This window comes from Gordonia hirsuta DSM 44140 = NBRC 16056 (genome assembly GCF_000333015.1).
Lineage (GTDB): Bacteria > Actinomycetota > Actinomycetes > Mycobacteriales > Mycobacteriaceae > Gordonia > Gordonia hirsuta.
The window spans coordinates 18982-34770 of the sequence record NZ_BANT01000005.1 but is presented as its reverse complement, the minus strand read 5'-3'; the positions used below and the strand labels follow the sequence as shown (position 1 = coordinate 34770).

Here is a 15789-nt window from a genome sequence, read left to right as displayed (position 1 = left end):
CGCTGCGGGCCTCGCGCTCGCGGCGGGCCTGGCTGCGCTCGGCGGAACTGCCGGCCCCGGTGGGCCGCCCGATCCGGCCGGTGGCCTCGGCGGGGACGCCCAACTCCTCGCCCAGGTGCGGCGAGGTGGAATAGGTCTCCACCGGTTCGGGCTTGCCCAGGCCGAGCGCCTTGTCGATCAGTTCCCAGCGGTGCAGCTCGTCCCAGTCGACGAAGGTGATCGCGGTACCGGTCCGGCCGGCGCGGCCGGTGCGGCCGATCCGGTGCACGTAGGTCTTATCGTCCTCGGGGCACTGGTAGTTGATCACGTGGGTCACATCGTCGATGTCGATGCCGCGGGCGGCCACATCGGTGGCCACCAGCACGTCGATGTTGCCCTCGCGGAACTTGCCCAGGGCCTTCTCGCGGGCCACCTGGCCCAGGTCGCCGTGTACCGCGCCGACGGAGAATCCGCGCTCGGCCAGATCGTCGGCCACCTTCTGCGCGGTGCGCTTGGTGCGGGTGAAGATCATCGTCGCCCCGCGGCCCTCGGCCTGCAGGATGCGGGCCACCAGCTCGGCCTTGTCCAGCGCATGCGCGCGGTAGACGTACTGGGTGGTGCGCTCGTGCACGGCCGAGTCGTTGGCCTGCTCGGCGCGGATGTGGGTGGGCTGGGTCAGGAAGGTGCGCGCCAGGGTGACGATCGGACCCGGCATGGTCGCCGAGAACAGCATGGTCTGCCGCGGGGTGGGCAGGGCGCCCATGATGCGCTCGATATCGGGCAGGAAGCCCAGGTCGAGCATCTCGTCGGCCTCGTCGAGCACCAGGATCTGCACCTTGCCCAGCACCAGATGTCCCTGCTGGGCCAGGTCGAGCAGACGGCCGGGGGTACCGACCACCACGTCGACGCCGGACTGCAGTTCGGCGATCTGCGAATCGTAGGGGCGGCCGCCGTAGATGGCCGTCAGCTTCAGGGGGCGCGAGGCCCCGGCGGTCTCGGCGCCGTCCTCACCGGTGGTGACGGTCTCGACCTGCACGCCCTTGGCGGCGGTGGTCAGGTCCGCGTAGACCTGGATGCACAGTTCACGGGTCGGCACGATCACCAGGGCGCGCGGGGTGCCGTCCAGGCCGCGCAGGCCCAGATCGGCGGTGTGGACCAGGCGATGCAGCAGCGGCACGCCGAAACCGAAGGTCTTGCCCATGCCGGTGCGTGCCTGACCGATCAGGTCCGAGCCGGCCAGGGCCAGCGGCAGGGTCAGCTCCTGGATGGCGAAGGTGTGGGATTTGCCGTCGGCCTCCAGCGCGGCGACGATCGCCGGATCCACGCCGAGCTCGGCGAAGGTGGGGGACTGGTGGTCTTCGGCGACGATCGTCGTCTGGACGTCGTCGTTGTTCTCGACGGGAATGGTCGTCATGTTCTTGCAGATACCTCTCGTGTGCGTCGTGCACGCACACGTCAGGCTTCACGGGATCCCCGACACCGTCGGCGACGCCGTCGTGAGCGATCTCGGTGCGCGCTCAAGTTCGACGGGCGCAGCAGATATCGTCCCGCTGCGACCTACGTCTGGTCACAGTGTAGCCCTCCCCTTAGGCTGACTCTCATGCCGAACACCTCCGGAGCCCCGGGCGCACCCGCAGTGGCCAAGCTGTACGAGATCTTCCTGGCCGGTGAATACGCCGCCGTGGGAAGGCTGATGGACGACGCGTCCATGGCGCCCACCACCACCGACCGGGTGGCGCTGCTGCGCATGATGGGCTCGGAGATCGACCACTTCGAGGTGCTGGCCGAGAAGGTCACCGCGGCCGGTGCCAGCGTCGACGGGGCCATCGCCGCCCATGTGGACGTCTTCGAGCGGTACCACCGGGTCACCGAACCGCGGAACTGGCTCGAGGTGCTGGTGAAGATCTACATCGGCGACGGGATGGCCGGGGACTTCGTCGCCGAGCTGGTGCAGTCGCTGCCCGAATCGGCGCGCGAGGTGCTGCAGGAGGTGACCGCGGACTCGGGCGTGTTCGAGTGGGCCCGCGATCGGGTGCGGGCGGCGGTCGCCGCCGATCCGGCTGTGGCCGCCCCACTGGCGCTGTGGGGGCGCCGGCTGCTCGGCGAGGCAGTGACCCACATGCAGTGGGTGCTGGCCGAGGACGAGGATGTCACCGACCTGCTCTTCGCCGGAACCGGCTCGATCACCAATGCCGCGCACTTCTTCGAGTCGATGGCTCAGCGCCACAGCGAACGGATGGCCGAGCTGTCGCTGACCTGACCGCGGTGTGCGCCGGGTACGATCGGTGCTCATGAGCGTTGAGGTCAAGATCGGCATCGAGAACAGCCCCCGTGAACTGTCGCTGACGTCCAAGGACGACGCGGACAAGGTCTACAAGACGGTGACCACGGCCCTGGCCTCCGGCGACGGAGTGCTGGAGCTGACCGACGAGAAGGGCTCGCGCGTGCTGGTGCCCGCGGCGAAGATCGCCTACGTCGAGGTCGGCAGCGCCGAGAGCCGGCGCGTCGGATTCGGCGCCGCCTGAATCACCGTCGAACCCCGGTCAACGGGCCCTGCCTGCGCGGGGTCCGGCTGACTGTCGGGTCCGGCTGACTGGCGGGCTCAGTCCTCGGTGCCGGCCGGATCCTGGGTGGCCAGGTCTTCGTCGGCCGAGTCTTCGGTGGGCGGATTCTCGATGCGAGGCACACCCGAGAGGCCTGACCACAGCAGAGCCACGGTCGTCTCGACCGCATCCTCCTTCGCGATCGGGCGGCTGGCCTCGAGCCAGTAGCGGGCGTTGACCTGGCTGGCGCCGACGAGCCCGGCTGCGAGCATCCGGCTGCGATGCGGGTCCAGACCCGAGTCGGTCATCACCAGGGCGTATACCGCGTCGACGCAGGCCTCGGTGGCGCCCTCGACGCGGCGGATCACGGCCGGATCCTTCACATCGGAGGAGAAGATCAGCCGGTAGCCGGAGTTGTCCTCGTCGATGAAGTCGAAGAACGCCGCGACCGCGGCGCGAACCCGCTGATGGTTGTCGGTCGTGGTCAGCAGCGCACGGTTGACGTCGGCGACCAGTTTTTCGGCGTGGCTGTCGACCACGGCGATGTACAGGTCCAGCTTCGACGGGAAGTGCTGGTACAGGACCGGCTTGCTGACACCGGCTGCGCCGGCGATCTCGTCCATGCCGGCCGAGTGGTAGCCGCGTTCGACGAAGATCTCGCTGGCGGCGTCGAGCAGCTGGCGGCGCCGGGCACTGCGCGGCAGGCGAGTACCGGATCGGCTGTGCCCGGAGGCATCGGCCCCGGAGGCGACGGAGAAATCGGCGGCAGACATGGCACGTAGCGTACTCGCCGCAGGAACCAGGCTGCAGCAGGCGCCGGTGCGCCCGGGTCCGCGGTCCGGCCGAAGCCTTTCCTGCGGCGGCGGTGTGGCAGAAGTGGGGAGTCGGGCGGGGTCTGTGAGACAGTTGAGTCGTGACCGGTACACCGACGACGGGCCCGACGCGGCCCCGGCGCCCACGGCCCGACCAGCCGTTGCGTGCCCGCTGGGACCCGATCGCCCCGAGTGGCCAGGACGGCGGTGCCCGCGCCCGCGGGGCGTTCGGGCGCTTTGTGCACGACTTCGGCTGGCGCGCCTATGCGATCGCGCTGCTGGCCGTGGCGACCGTCGCGCTGCTGGTCTACACCGTCGTCGGCGCGGGCAACGGCGGCGAGGAGGCGGCCCCGATCGATCCGCGCGCCCGCAACGTCGACATCGCCAAGGAGACGACACCGATCGGAGCGCCGACCTCGGACATCGCCGCCGAGGCGCTGCCGGCCGGTGCGCTGCCCGAGGGCGGAGCCTTCACCAAGAAGGGCGAGCGCGTGTACTCGGTGGTCCGCGGGACCACCGGCAAGGTCGGGACCGGCGATGAGGTCTACACCTACACCGTCGAGGTGGAGGACGGTCTGAACCCGGCCGACTACGGCGGCGACCAGACCTTCGCCAAACTGGTCGATACGACCCTGGCCAATCCGAAGAGCTGGATCGGGGGCGGCAAGGTGGCCTTCCGCCGCATCGACAAGGGCGAGCCGGATCTGCGGGTGTCGCTGAGTTCGACCGATACCGCGCGCGAGTTGTGCGGCTACCAGATCAAGCTGGAGACCTCGTGCTTCTATCCGCCGGACGGGCGGGTGGTGCTCAACGAGGCCCGCTGGGTGCGCGGTGCCCTCGCCTTCGGCGGTGACGATCTGACCTACCGGCAGTACCTGATCAACCACGAGGTCGGCCACGGGATCGGTTACGAACACCATCTGCCGTGCGAGCAGAACGGCGGCTTGGCGCCGATCATGATGCAGCAGACCTTCGGCACGGCCAACAGCGAGATCATGGCGCTGGACCCGGACATTCACGCCAACCGGACCTTCACCTGCCGGCCGAACGCCTGGCCGTACCCGGACAAATGACCCCGCTGCCGCCGCTGGTGGAACCCGGTGACGAGCTGACGGCGGCGGAGATCGCCCGCTACAGCCGGCACCTGATCATGCCGGACGTGGGCACCCTCGGTCAGCGCCGGCTGAAGAATGCGCGGGTGCTGGTGATGGGCGGCGGCGGACTGGGATCGCCGACGCTGCTGTATCTGGCTGCCGCCGGTGTCGGCACCCTGGGCATCGTCGACTTCGATGTGGTCGACGAGTCGAATCTGCAACGGCAGATCATTCACGGAGTCGCCGATGTGGGCCGCCTCAAAACGGACTCGGCGGCCGATGCGATCGCCGCCGTCAACCCGTCGGTGCGGGTGCAGCGCCACGACGTCCAGCTGACGTCCGAGAACGCGGTCGACCTGTTCTCCGGCTACGACCTCATCGTCGACGGCACCGACAATTTCGCCACCCGGTATCTGGTGAACGACGCCGCCGCGCTGGCCGGAAAACCCTATGTGTGGGGTTCGATCTTCCGCTTCGACGGGCAGGTCAGCGTGTTCTGGGAGGCCGCCCCCGACGATCGGGGCCTGAACTACCGCGATCTGTACCCGCAGCCGCCGCCGGCCGGACTGGTGCCCTCGTGCGCTGAAGGCGGAGTGCTGGGCCTGCTGTGCGGCACCATCGGCTCACTGATGGGCACCGAGGCGGTGAAGCTGATCTGCGGGATCGGCGACACCCTGCTGGGCCGGCTGCTGATCTACGACGCGCTGCGCATGACGATGCGAACGGTCCGGTTCGGCCGGGATCCGCAGCGCCGCCCGATCACCGGCCTGATCGACTACGAGGCGTTCTGCGGGATCGGGAACGACGATGAGCCCGTGATCGACGCCGCCGATGCCCTCTCCCCGCAGCAACTGGCCGAGGAACTGGCCGGTCCGGCGCCCCCGGTGCTGATCGATGTGCGCGAGGCGGTCGAGTTCGAGATCGTGGCACTGCCCGGTGCCCGGCTGATCCCCAGCGGCGACATCACCTCCGGGGCGCGGCTGGGCGAGATCCCGCACCAGGAGCGGGTGGTGCTCTACTGCAAGACCGGGATCCGGTCGGCGCAGGCGCTGGCGGCGCTGCGGCGCGCCGGACTGGGCCAGGTGGTGCACCTGGCGGGCGGTATCGCTGCCTGGGGCCGGGACGTCGACCCGGATCTGCCGATGTACTGACCCGGTCAGGGGCCGGTCCTGCCGGTGAGGGCCGGGCCGCGGTGACCGGGATCGTCGTCGCAGAGGAACATCGGGTCGGTGTGGCGTGGCCGGGAACCGGCAGGTGATAGGTAATCTCGGCTGGGTGACCTTCAATGTTGCGCCACCGGAACAGGTGCTGACCACCTTCGGTCTGACCGCGCATCCGCCGATCGCCATGGACGGTGCCGGTGTGGTCGGTTGGCGCGTGGGCGAAGTGGTGCTGTCGCTGGTGCCCGATCGGGCCCGCGCCGCGTGGTCGGCCAGTGCCCGGGAGAACCTGTATGTGGAGGGGATGCGGATCGCTCGGCCGATCCGCGCCTCCGACGGCCGCTACGTGGTGTCCGGGTGGCGGGCCGATACCTATGTGGCCGGTAGCCCCGAACCGCGGCACGACGAGGTGCTCGCCGTGGCCGACCGCCTGCACGCCGCCCTGGCCAAGCTGGAACGACCGCGCTTTCTGCTGCAGCCGCCGGCTCCGCCGTTCAACGACGTGGACGTGTTCAACGCTGCCGACCGCGCCGCCTGGGAGGACGTGCCGCTGCGTTCGGCCCGGGCCGCCGGGATGGATGTGGAACCGGCCGATGAGGAGGCCGAGGCGCCGCTGGCCGCGTTGAAGATGCTCGCTGGGCTGCGCCGCCCGGTCAGCGCTTCGCCGCAGGTGGTGCACGGCGACCTGTTCGGCACGGTGCTTTTCGCCGGTGCCGCAGCCCCGGCGATCACCGACATCGTGCCGTACTGGCGGCCCGCGGCCTGGGCCTCGGCGGTCATCGTGGTCGACGCTCTGGCCTGGGGTGGAGCCGACGACGAACTGATCGAACGCTGGTCGGACTATCCCGAGTGGCCGCAGATGCTGTTGCGCGCCACGATGTTCCGGCTCGCGGTGCATGCTCTGCATCCGCGTTCGACCGCCGGTGCACTGCCCGGGCTGATGCGGGTGGTCGACCTGGTGCGGATGCTCGTCTGACGGTTACCGGTGGCTAGTTTCGGCTAGTGGCGGCGCGGTGCGGCGGGCGCTGGAACCCGCCGAGGTCGCCGGCCCGTCACCGCCGGCGTGAAGCCACGCTGAACGCGGCCTTCGTCGGTAAACGCGGCGCTCGTGACGAACGCGGCCCCCGCGAGGGCCGCGCCTGTGGCCGAGTGCCGCGTCTGCGGAATGAGTGCCGCGTCTGGTGAATGAGTGCCGCGTCTGTTCAGAGGTGACGGCAGTGCCGGGGGAGTCGTGCCGGCAGCGCAGCTGGGAGACCGGAGCGGGTCGCTCAGAGTCGGCAGCGGGCCAGCAGGACCCGGCCGTCGACGATCGGGACCCCTTCGGCGCGCAGCAACTCCAGCTGCCGGGAGGCTTTATGCACCGCAGGTCTCCCGGACGCGGCGATCACCCGATGCCACGGCAGGTCGGCGCCGTCGGTGCGCAGGATCCATCCGACGATCCGCGGGCTGGACAGGTCTGCCTGCTCGGCCAGGTCACCGTAGGTCGACACCTTGCCGGGCGGGATCGCGGTGATCAGCTCGCGCACCAGCTCCACCTGCGTATCGGTGACCTTGGCCATGTCAGAGCACCTCGCGAACCAGTTCGCCGACCAGCTCCGGCGCCAGATACGGCACCATGTGCTCGGTGTCGACACGGTGAAAGCGCACCTGGTCGCCCAGTTCGGCGGTGCACCGATCGACGAAGTCGGCGGTGACGAACGGCGGCTGCACGCGCTCGGCGATCACCACGCGCGTGGGCACCCCGGCCGGCGGCAGCTGTGCCGGGCGGGCCATCTCGCTCCAGGCGGTGGCCGCGGCCGGCAGGCAGACGCGCCAGGCGACGCGGTCGCCGTGGGGGATCAGGTGTTCGGTCAACTCGCCGGACAGGATGGGTGCCGGGACCGCCGCCCATCCCTCGGCGCGCTTGGCAGCCCGTGCGGACTCGGGATCGTCGTATCCCCAGTGAGCCACCGACGCCTGCGCCATCGCCAGCGCGAACGCCGGATCCAGACCCTGCGCCGGATCCAGCAACACCAGGGCGCGCACCAGATCGGGCCGCTGATGAGCCAGGTGCAGGGCCACGGCGCTGCCGAAGGAATGCGCCAGCACCACCACCGGCCGGCGCGCGGCAGGCACCTGCTGGTCGACGACGGCCGCAGCGGCGGCGGCGTGCGCCTCGATCGACCACGGCGGCGTCCACGGCGAATGCCCGTGACCGAGCAGGTCCGGGGCCAGGACCCGGACTCCCGGCAACTGCTCGTCGGCCAGCCGGCCCCACCGCTTGCCGTGCCCGGTCAGCCCGTGCAACGCGAGTACCGTCGGGGCGTCGGCGGGACCGAACAGGTGCGTGTGCAGCGCGGGGATCATGGCCGCCAGCGTATCGGCCCCGACCGACGCTCCACGGCCGCCGGTAGGGGCCTGCCCGGATTGTCAGGGGCTCGTGCTTCCATGGGCACATGGTTACCGCGACGACCCGGCTGATCGCCTCCCCGGCGAGTTCTCCGCTGCCGTCGCGCCGCTGGCCGGACTCGGCGCGCGCCCTGCTGACCACCGAACACCGCTTCGATCCGGAGCAGCCGTGGCGGCCGTACCGCGTCCGCGGCGGTCCGGGCACCGGAAAGACCTCGCTGTTGGTCGACGTCGCCGTCGCGCGGCTGCTCGACGACGGCGTCGATCCCGAATCGGTGCTCGTGCTCACCGCGAACCGGCGCTCGGCGACGGCCGTTCGCACCGAGATCACCCGCCGCGTGCTGGCCGGACGTCCCGGGACCGGCGCGGCTGCCGCGCTGCGTGAACCGCTGGTGCGCACGGTGCACTCGTATGCCTTCGCGGTTCTGCGGCTGCAGACGTCGGCGGCCGGCAATCCACCGCCCCGGCTGATCACCGGGTCCGAGCAGGATGTGATCCTGCGGGAGCTGCTGGCCGGGGATCTGGACGACGGCGCCGACTACTGGCCGCCTGCGCTGCGACCGGCCCTGAACACCGACGGTTTCGCCCAGGCCCTGCGCGATCTGCTGATGCGGGCCACCGAGCGCGGCCTGGGACCGGAGGATCTGACCGCCCTCGGTCGACGGCACGACCGCCCCGAATGGGTGGCCGCCGGGCGGGCCTTCGCCCAATACGAGCAGACGATGCTGCTGCGCGGCGCGGTCGGCGTCGACGCCCCCGAAGCCGGACCGCAGGCCGTCGATGCCGCCGAGCTGGTCGGCTCGGCACTGTCGGCTTTCGCACTGAACCCCGAACTCCTCGCCGAACAGCGGGCGCGCATCCGGTATCTCCTGATCGACGACGCCCAGCACCTGGACCCGCAGGCCGCCCACCTGATCCAGGCCATCGGCACCGGGGCCGACCTGGTGGTGATCGCCGGTGACCCGGACCAGTCGATCTACTCCTTCCGCGGCGCCAGTCCCCGGTTCTTCACCGAGCTGCCTGCCGGCCGCGACATGATGCTCACGCAGGGCTGGCGCAGCGCCGGCCAGATCGGCGCCGTCGCGGCGGGGTTGGTGTCGCGGCTGCCCGGGGCACGTAGTGCACCGCAGCCGGAACCGGCGCCCGGGCCCGGCCACGCCGCGGTCCGGGTGTTCTCGTCACCGGCCAAGGAGGCCACCGCCGTCGCCGACCTGCTGCGCCGGGCGCACCTGTTCGACGGGGTGCCGTGGCAGGAGATGGCGGTGATCGTCCGGTCGGTGCCGCGGGCGCTGCCGGCGCTGCGGCGCGCCTTCTCCTCGGCGGGCGTGCCGGTGGTGACCCCGACCAGCGATCTGCCGCTGCACCGGCAACGCGCCGTGGAGGCGATGTCCTTGGCGCTGGCGGCCGCATCCTCGACCGAACCGCTGGAAGCCGAGCAGGTGCTGACACTGCTGTCCGGGCCGATCGGTGCGGCCGATCCCGGCCGGCTGCGTCGGCTGCGACGGGGAATCCGCCGTGTGCACGAAGACCAGAAACTGCTCGACGCCCCCGATTCGCTGAGCACCCTGGCGAGCCTGCTCGCCGACCCGGAGCGAGCCGCACCCTATCTGGCCGAACTCAGTGACTTCGAGGCCGAGCCGCTGACCCGCACCCTGGCGGTGGTCGGGGCCGCCCGTGACGCCGATCGGGCGGGGGTCGGGGTGGAGGAGACCCTCTGGCGGGCCTGGCAGCGGTCCGGGCTCGAACGCACCTGGCTGGCTCGCTCCCTGCGCGGGGACCGGTCCGGTCAGCAGGCCGACCGGGATCTGGACGCGATGCTGGCCCTGTTCGAGGCGGCCGCCGCCTACACCGACAATCTGCCCGCCGGCGGCCTGGACGGATTCCTGCACTACCTCGGGCAGCTGCAGATCCCCCGGGAGTCGCGGACCCCGACCGCCGGCGTCGACGCGGTGCAACTGTTGTCGGCTCATTCGGCGGCCGGCCGCGAATGGGAGGTCGTGGCGGTGGCCGGCGTACTGGACGGGCTGTGGCCGTCCCTGCGCAGCCGGGGCAGTGTCCTGGGCACCCCGGCACTGGTCGACCTGCTCGACGGTATCGACGCCGAGGCCCTCGACACGGTGTCCCGCGGTGCGCAGCTGGTCGCCGACGAGCGCCGTCTGCTGCTGGTGGCCTGCACCCGTGCCCGCAGCGAGCTCCTGATCACCGCGGTCGAGGACGGTACCGGGGACGCGTCGCCGTCCCGGTTCATTCCGGAGATCGCCGATGCGCTCGGCGGCTACGGCACCGACGCCGACCGGCACGGCGAGACCGCCGACGAGATCCCGCTCGATGGCGGTCTGCGCCGGCTGCTGTCGCTGCCGTCAATGGTCGCCGAACTGCGCGCGGCCCTGACCGACCCGGACACCTCGCCCGAGCGGCGCACCGCCGCCGCACAGCTGCTGGCCGAGCTGGCCGACGCCGACGTCCCGGCCGCCGCACCGCACGAGTGGTACGGCCTGTCCGATCCGTCCACCGACGCCCCGCTGTGGTTGCCCGAATCCGGGCCGCGGACCCTGTCGCCGTCGAACGTCGAATCACTGACCAACTGCTCGCTGCGCTGGATGTTCGAACGGCACGGCGGACGTGACGGCGACGCCGAACAGGCCGTCACCGGCACCGTGGTGCACACCCTGGTGCAGGCCATCGCCGGGCAGCTCGATCACGATGAGGTGACCCGGGCACTGCACGAGATCTGGAACCGGGTGGCGACCCAGGCGCCCTGGTACGGCGACCGCGAACTGCACCGGGCCGAAGCGATGCTCACCAACTTCCGGGACTGGCTCGACTACTCCCGCCAGGAGCTGCGCGAAGCCGCCGTCGAAGTCGGCGTGGAGGCGATGGTCCCGGGGGAGAGCACCGGCGACGACGACACGGCCGAGCTTCCCGTCAAACTCAAGGGGCGCATCGACCGGCTGGAGACCGACGATCTCGGCCGGCCGGTGGTGATCGACGTGAAGACCGGCAAATCCGTGATCACCGCCGCCGATGCCGCCGAGCATCCGCAGCTGGCCGCCTACCAGCTGGCGCTGCTGCTGGGCGGAGCCGAAGGGATCGCCCCGGGCCCCACCGGCGGTGGCCGGCTGGTCTATGTGGCCAACGCCAACCGGACCTCCGGTGCCGCCCAGCGGGTGCAGGAACCACTCACCCCCGAACGGGTCGACGAATGGATCTCGGTGGTGCGCGCGGCCGCCCGGGCCAGCGTCGGCCCGCGCTTCGTCGCCACGGTCAATCCCGGGTGCGCGCACTGCGGGCTGGCGGCCAGTTGCCCGGCCCAGCTGCGCGGGAAGGCGGTGTGCGATGACTGATCCCACACTCGGTCCGGGCCGGCGCATCCCCGCCCGCACCCTGGCCGCGGCGCTGGAACTGCCGCCGCCCACCGACGAACAGGTCGAGGTGATCGAGGCGCCGCTGGAACCGATGCTGGTGGTCGCCGGTGCCGGTGCCGGAAAGACCGAGACGATGGCCTCGCGGGTGGTGTGGCTGGTGGCCAACCGCCTGGTGGCGCCCGACGAGATCCTGGGGTTGACCTTCACCCGCAAGGCCGCCAGCGAACTCGGCGCCCGCATCCGTCGCCGGCTGTCGATGCTCGCCGGATCTGCGGCGCTGCTCGACCTCGATCCCGGCGGCGAGCTGGCCCAGATCCTGCGCAGCGCCGACGCCGAGGTCAGCACCTACCACGCCTACGCCGGCCGGCTGATCGCCGACTACGGTCTGCTCCTGCCGGTGGAACCGTCCTCGACCCTGTTGTCGGAGACCGAACTGTGGCAACTGGCCTTCTCGGTGGTCACCACCTGGCCCCATCCGCTGGAGACCACCAAGGTGCCCGCCGGTGTCACCGAGACCGTGTTGAACCTGTACTCGGAGATGGCCGAGCATCTGGTCGACGATGATGCGCTGCTGGCCGCCGGCAGCGAGCTGTACACCCTCATCGACACCCTGCCGCGGGCGGCGCGGCAGCGGGCCGAACCCAGCCAGACGCTGCGCGCGATCCAGGCCGTCATCGACGAACGCCGCCGGTTCCTGCCGCTGGTGCAAGCCCTGCGCGACCGGATGCGCGAACAGGGGGCACTGGACTTCGGCAGCCAGATGTCCCTGGCCGCCCGGCTGGTCACCGGCCGGCCCGAAGTGGTGGCCACCGAACGGGCCGGCATCAAGGCGGTGCTGCTCGACGAATACCAGGACACCGGACACTCCCAGCGGCTTCTGCTGTCGGCACTGTTCGGCGGCGCGCCGTCGGCGGATCGGCCGCCGATCGCGGTCACCGCGGTCGGCGATCCGATCCAGTCCATCTACGGGTGGCGTGGCGCCTCGGCGGCCAACCTGCCGCGCTTCGCCGACGACTTCCCGCGCGCCGACGGCACACCCGCCCCGCGCCGGGAACTGCTCACCAGCTGGCGCAACTGCCGCGGCACCCTGTACCTGGCCAATGAGGTCTCCGGGCAGTTGCGGGCCCGCGGGGTCCCGGTGTCGACGCTGCGCCCGAGGGACTCGGCCCCCGACGGCACCGTGCGGCTGGCGCTGACCGAGACCGTCGCCGACGAACGCGCCTGGATCGCCGACCACATCGAACAGGCGTATCAGACCCGCGCCGCCGACGGCGCCGCCGACGTCGACCGCTCGCCGCCGACCGTCGCGGTCCTGGTGCGGCGCAATGAGGATTCGGCACCGCTGGCCGCCGAACTGGAGGCCCGCGGCATCCCGGTCGAGGTGGTCGGCATCGGCGGGCTCCTGCACGTGCCGGAGATCACCGATATCGTCGCGACGCTGCGGCTGATGGCCGATCCGATGGCCGGGACGGCGGTGATGCGGCTGCTCACCGGCGCCCGCTGGCAGCTCGGTGCCGCCGACCTGGCAGTCCTGTGGCGGCGGGCCCGGGACCTGGCCGCCGGGGACACGACCCCGGTCACCGGTGCGGTGGACACCCGCGAAGCCCTCGACGAGGCACTGGCGGCCGCGCTGCCGACAGAATCGGTCGATGCCGCCGGCCTGGGCGATGCGCTCGTCGATCCCGGACCGGCCGACCGCTACTCGGCGCCCGGATACGCACGCATCCGGGCGTTCGGGCAGGAACTGGAACGGCTGCGCCGACGCATCGGGCAGCCCCTGCCGGAACTGGTCGCCGACGTCGAACAGACCATCGGGGTGGCCGTCGAAGCCCAGCTGCGGGCCCGGCGCATGCACGGCCCGATCACCGGACGCGAGCATCTCGATGCGTTCGCCGAATACGTCGCCGCCTACGCCGAACGGCCCGGAGCCACCCTGCCGGGCCTGCTCAGTTTCCTCGACGCCGCCGAAACGGTGGAGAAGGGGCTGGAAGCCGGGCAGGTCGAGGTCGCCCAGGACCGCGTGCAGATCCTCACCGTGCATGCGGCCAAAGGACTGGAATGGGACATCGTGGCCGTCCCGCACCTGGCGCGCGGAATCTTCCCCAGTGCCAAAGCCGACACCACCTGGCTCGGTTCGGCCCGCGAGCTGCCGGCGCAGCTGCGCGGCGATCTGGCCGATGCCGGATCGGGCGATGAGGGCTTCCCGCCGCTGCACCTGGCCGGCCTGGGCGATCGGAAAGAACTCGAGACGGCACTGACCGATCACAAGGATGCGATCAAGGCCCGGCGTCTCGACGAGGACCGCCGGCTGCTGTACGTGGCCCTCACCCGTGCCAAAGACACCCTCCTGGTCTCGGCGCACCACTGGAGCGATGCCGGTGACAAACCGCGCGGCGGTTCGGAGTTCTACCTCGAATTGGTGGAGCTGGTCATCGCCGGCGCCCAGGTGCAGCAGGGCATGAGCGTGGACATCGATGTGCCTGCCCCCGAGGACGGGGCGCAGAATCCGATGACGGCCGAACCGGTCACCGCCCGCTGGCCCGTCGACCGGCTCGGCGACCGCCGCCCGGCACTGATCGCGGCCGCCGAGGCGGTGGCCGCCGCCCGCGCTGAGCGCGCCCTGATCGCCGAGCCCGCAGCGGCCACCGACGACCCGGAGATCCTCGCCTGGCGCGGCGAGGTCGCCGCGCTGCTGGCCGAACGAGAACAGTCCCGTGCCGCCCAGGTCGATGTCGAGCTGCCCGCCCAGCTGTCGGTGAGCCAGCTGGTGGAGCTGGGTGCCGACCAGGACGCCTTCGCCGCCCGGCTGCGCCGTCCCGTTCCGTTCCGGCCCAACCCGATGGCCCGGCGCGGCACCGCCTTCCACGCCTGGGTGGAACGGCGCTTCGGTGCCACCCGGCTGCTGGACATCGACGAGTTGCCCGGCGCGGCCGACGAGTCCGCCGTCGACAACGACCTGGACGTGCTGCGCACCGCTTTCCTGGCCTCGCCGTGGGCCGATCGCACGCCGCTGGAGGTGGAGGTCGGGTTCGAGACGGAACTGGGATCGACGGTGGTGCGCGGCCGGATGGATGCGGTCTTCGCCGACGGCGACGGCTTCCTGGTAGTGGACTGGAAGACCGGTGCGGTTCCCGAGCGGGCCGGGCGGGAGGCGCTGGAACTGCAGTTGGCCGCCTACCGGGTCGCCTGGGCGCGGTTGCGCGGAGTGGCACTGGACCGGGTGCGCGCGGCCTTCGTCTACGTCCGGCACGGCTACACGCTGGAACCGGACAATCTTCCGGACGCCGAACAGCTGGGCGAACTGTTGGCCCGCAGCGCACAGGTGATCGAGTAGCCTTCGGTGCTGTGAGAACGACCACGGGTGGGACCGCTGATGCGTGAGCGGTGGCGCCGTGCGCGCCAGGGCCGCGGACAGCAGATGTTCGACAAACCCGACTATGCGCTCGTCGGCGTCATCCGCATCCCGGAGCTGGAGAAGAGCCCCACCCGGGCCATCGGACGCCGGGTGCTGTGGGCCCTGTTCGCCCTGTTCGTCTGCTCGCTGGTGGTCTACTTCGACCGCGGCGGGTACAGCGACGGCAAGGGCGAGCCCATGACCTACCTGGACTCGCTGTACTACTCGACGGTCACCCTCTCGACCACCGGCTACGGAGACATCACCCCGGTCAGTGAATCGGCGCGGCTGATCAACATCCTGTTCGTCACCCCGCTGCGCGTGCTGTTCCTGATCGTGCTGATCGGCACCACCCTGGAAGTGCTCACCGAACGGTCGCGGCAGGCGATCAAAATCCAGAACTGGAGGAACCGCGTGCGCAATCACACCGTCATCGTCGGCTACGGCACCAAGGGGCAGACCGCGACGGCGGCCATCATCGCCGACGGCGTGCGCCCCGGGGAGGTGGTGGTGGTCGACGACGATCAGGCCGCCCTGGACGCGGCCGCCGCCGACGGTCTGGTGACCGTACGCGGAGACGCCACCAAATCCGATGTGCTGCGGCTGGCCGGGATGGCGCACGCCGCCGCCCTGGTGATCGCTGCCAACCGCGACGACACCGCCGTCATGGTCACCCTCACCGCGCGCGAGCTGAACCCGCGCGCCAAGATCGTCGCGGCCATCCGCGAATCCGAGAATACCCACCTGATGCGCCAGTCCGGCGCCAATTCGGTGGTGGTGTCCTCCGAGACCGCAGGACGGCTGCTGGGCATCGCCACCATCACCCCCTCGGTGGTGGAGGTGGTCGAAGACCTGCTCAGCCCGGAGGAGGGATATGCCATCGCCGAACGCGAAGTGGACCCCTCCGAGGTCGGCGGCTCCCCGGCGCACACCCGGGACCTGGTCCTCGGGGTGGTGCGCGACGGTGCGCTGCACCGGGTCGGCGACAAACAGGTCGAAGAGATCGAGATCGGCGACCGGTTGCTGTACGTGCGCCAGGGCGAGCGGGGCTGAG

Annotated in this window: 12 protein-coding genes; 8 read left to right on the top strand and 4 right to left on the bottom strand. The window is 71.1% G+C overall.

Translation table 11 applies throughout. The annotated features are described in order from the left end of the window. The coding region (locus tag GOHSU_RS02835; RefSeq protein ID WP_005936534.1) for a DEAD/DEAH box helicase at positions 1-1393 on the bottom strand (1393 nt) is incomplete at its 3' end. A gap of 186 nt (positions 1394-1579) precedes the next feature. Between GOHSU_RS02835 and GOHSU_RS02830 the strand changes: the two genes are divergently transcribed. Then, positions 1580-2239, top strand: a complete 660-nt coding sequence (locus GOHSU_RS02830) for a ferritin-like fold-containing protein (protein WP_005936531.1) — start codon at positions 1580-1582, stop codon at positions 2237-2239. Between the two features lie 31 nt (positions 2240-2270). Beyond that, positions 2271-2504 (top strand): DUF3107 domain-containing protein, encoded by a 234-nt coding sequence (locus GOHSU_RS02825; protein WP_005936529.1) that lies wholly within the window; start codon positions 2271-2273, stop codon positions 2502-2504. A 77-nt stretch (positions 2505-2581) separates the two neighbouring features. On the opposite strand, the gene fasR is transcribed toward GOHSU_RS02825, so the two are convergent. Continuing rightward, positions 2582-3295: an HTH-type transcriptional activator FasR gene (gene fasR / locus GOHSU_RS02820; RefSeq protein WP_005936525.1), complete on the bottom strand. Its 714-nt coding sequence runs from the start codon at positions 3293-3295 to the stop codon at positions 2582-2584. A gap of 140 nt (positions 3296-3435) precedes the next feature. Between fasR and GOHSU_RS02815 the strand changes: the two genes are divergently transcribed. The 3 genes from GOHSU_RS02815 to GOHSU_RS02805 all read left to right on the top strand — a co-directional run bounded on the left by GOHSU_RS02815 (position 3436) and on the right by GOHSU_RS02805 (position 6564). Then, complete coding sequence (locus tag GOHSU_RS02815; protein ID WP_024332493.1) at positions 3436-4407, top strand: DUF3152 domain-containing protein; 972 nt, start codon at positions 3436-3438, stop codon at positions 4405-4407. Beyond that, the gene (moeB, locus tag GOHSU_RS02810; RefSeq protein ID WP_005936520.1) at positions 4404-5579 is read left to right on the top strand and encodes a molybdopterin-synthase adenylyltransferase MoeB; all 1176 of its coding nucleotides are present in this window, start codon (positions 4404-4406) and stop codon (positions 5577-5579) included. Before GOHSU_RS02815 ends, moeB begins: the two co-directional genes overlap by 4 nt. Before the next feature lie 124 nt (positions 5580-5703). Continuing rightward, positions 5704-6564, top strand: a complete 861-nt coding sequence (locus tag GOHSU_RS02805) for a TIGR02569 family protein (protein WP_005936517.1) — start codon at positions 5704-5706, stop codon at positions 6562-6564. A 292-nt stretch (positions 6565-6856) separates the two neighbouring features. On the opposite strand, the gene GOHSU_RS02800 is transcribed toward GOHSU_RS02805, so the two are convergent. Both GOHSU_RS02800 and GOHSU_RS02795 read right to left on the bottom strand, forming a co-directional pair. Further along, positions 6857-7147 carry an MGMT family protein gene (locus GOHSU_RS02800; RefSeq protein ID WP_005936514.1) on the bottom strand — a complete coding sequence of 97 codons (291 nt, stop codon included), beginning with the start codon at positions 7145-7147 and terminating at the stop codon, positions 6857-6859. A 1-nt stretch (position 7148) separates the two neighbouring features. Continuing rightward, complete coding sequence (locus tag GOHSU_RS02795) at positions 7149-7931, bottom strand: alpha/beta hydrolase (protein ID WP_024332492.1); 783 nt, start codon at positions 7929-7931, stop codon at positions 7149-7151. A gap of 92 nt (positions 7932-8023) precedes the next feature. Here GOHSU_RS02795 and GOHSU_RS02790 point away from each other — a divergent pair, with 92 nt between their 5' ends. The 3 genes from GOHSU_RS02790 to GOHSU_RS02780 are packed head-to-tail and all read left to right on the top strand — an operon-like array spanning position 8024 to position 15788. Beyond that, positions 8024-11320, top strand: a complete 3297-nt coding sequence (locus GOHSU_RS02790; RefSeq protein ID WP_005936508.1) for an ATP-dependent helicase — start codon at positions 8024-8026, stop codon at positions 11318-11320. Beyond that, the gene (locus GOHSU_RS02785; protein ID WP_005936505.1) at positions 11313-14675 is read left to right on the top strand and encodes an ATP-dependent helicase; all 3363 of its coding nucleotides are present in this window, start codon (positions 11313-11315) and stop codon (positions 14673-14675) included. The genes GOHSU_RS02790 and GOHSU_RS02785 overlap by 8 nt, the downstream gene beginning before the upstream one ends. Before the next feature lie 39 nt (positions 14676-14714). Further along, a complete protein-coding gene (locus tag GOHSU_RS02780) occupies positions 14715-15788 on the top strand; it encodes a potassium channel family protein (protein ID WP_024332491.1) in 1074 nt (357 codons plus the stop codon). The last annotated feature ends 1 nt before the right edge of the window (position 15789 follow it).

Excerpts from the sequence above, each read along its gene's own strand:
- GOHSU_RS02830 (WP_005936531.1), top strand. The coding sequence starts at position 1,580 with ATGCCGAACACCTCCGGAGCCCCGGGCGCACCCGCAGTGGCCAAGCTG.
- GOHSU_RS02825 (WP_005936529.1), top strand. The coding sequence starts at position 2,271 with ATGAGCGTTGAGGTCAAGATCGGCATCGAGAACAGCCCCCGTGAACTG.
- fasR (WP_005936525.1), bottom strand. The coding sequence starts at position 3,295 with ATGTCTGCCGCCGATTTCTCCGTCGCCTCCGGGGCCGATGCCTCCGGG.
- moeB (WP_005936520.1), top strand. The coding sequence starts at position 4,404 with ATGACCCCGCTGCCGCCGCTGGTGGAACCCGGTGACGAGCTGACGGCG.
- GOHSU_RS02800 (WP_005936514.1), bottom strand. The coding sequence starts at position 7,147 with ATGGCCAAGGTCACCGATACGCAGGTGGAGCTGGTGCGCGAGCTGATC.
- GOHSU_RS02790 (WP_005936508.1), top strand. The coding sequence starts at position 8,024 with ATGGTTACCGCGACGACCCGGCTGATCGCCTCCCCGGCGAGTTCTCCG.
- GOHSU_RS02785 (WP_005936505.1), top strand. The coding sequence starts at position 11,313 with ATGACTGATCCCACACTCGGTCCGGGCCGGCGCATCCCCGCCCGCACC.
- GOHSU_RS02780 (WP_024332491.1), top strand. The coding sequence starts at position 14,715 with ATGCGTGAGCGGTGGCGCCGTGCGCGCCAGGGCCGCGGACAGCAGATG.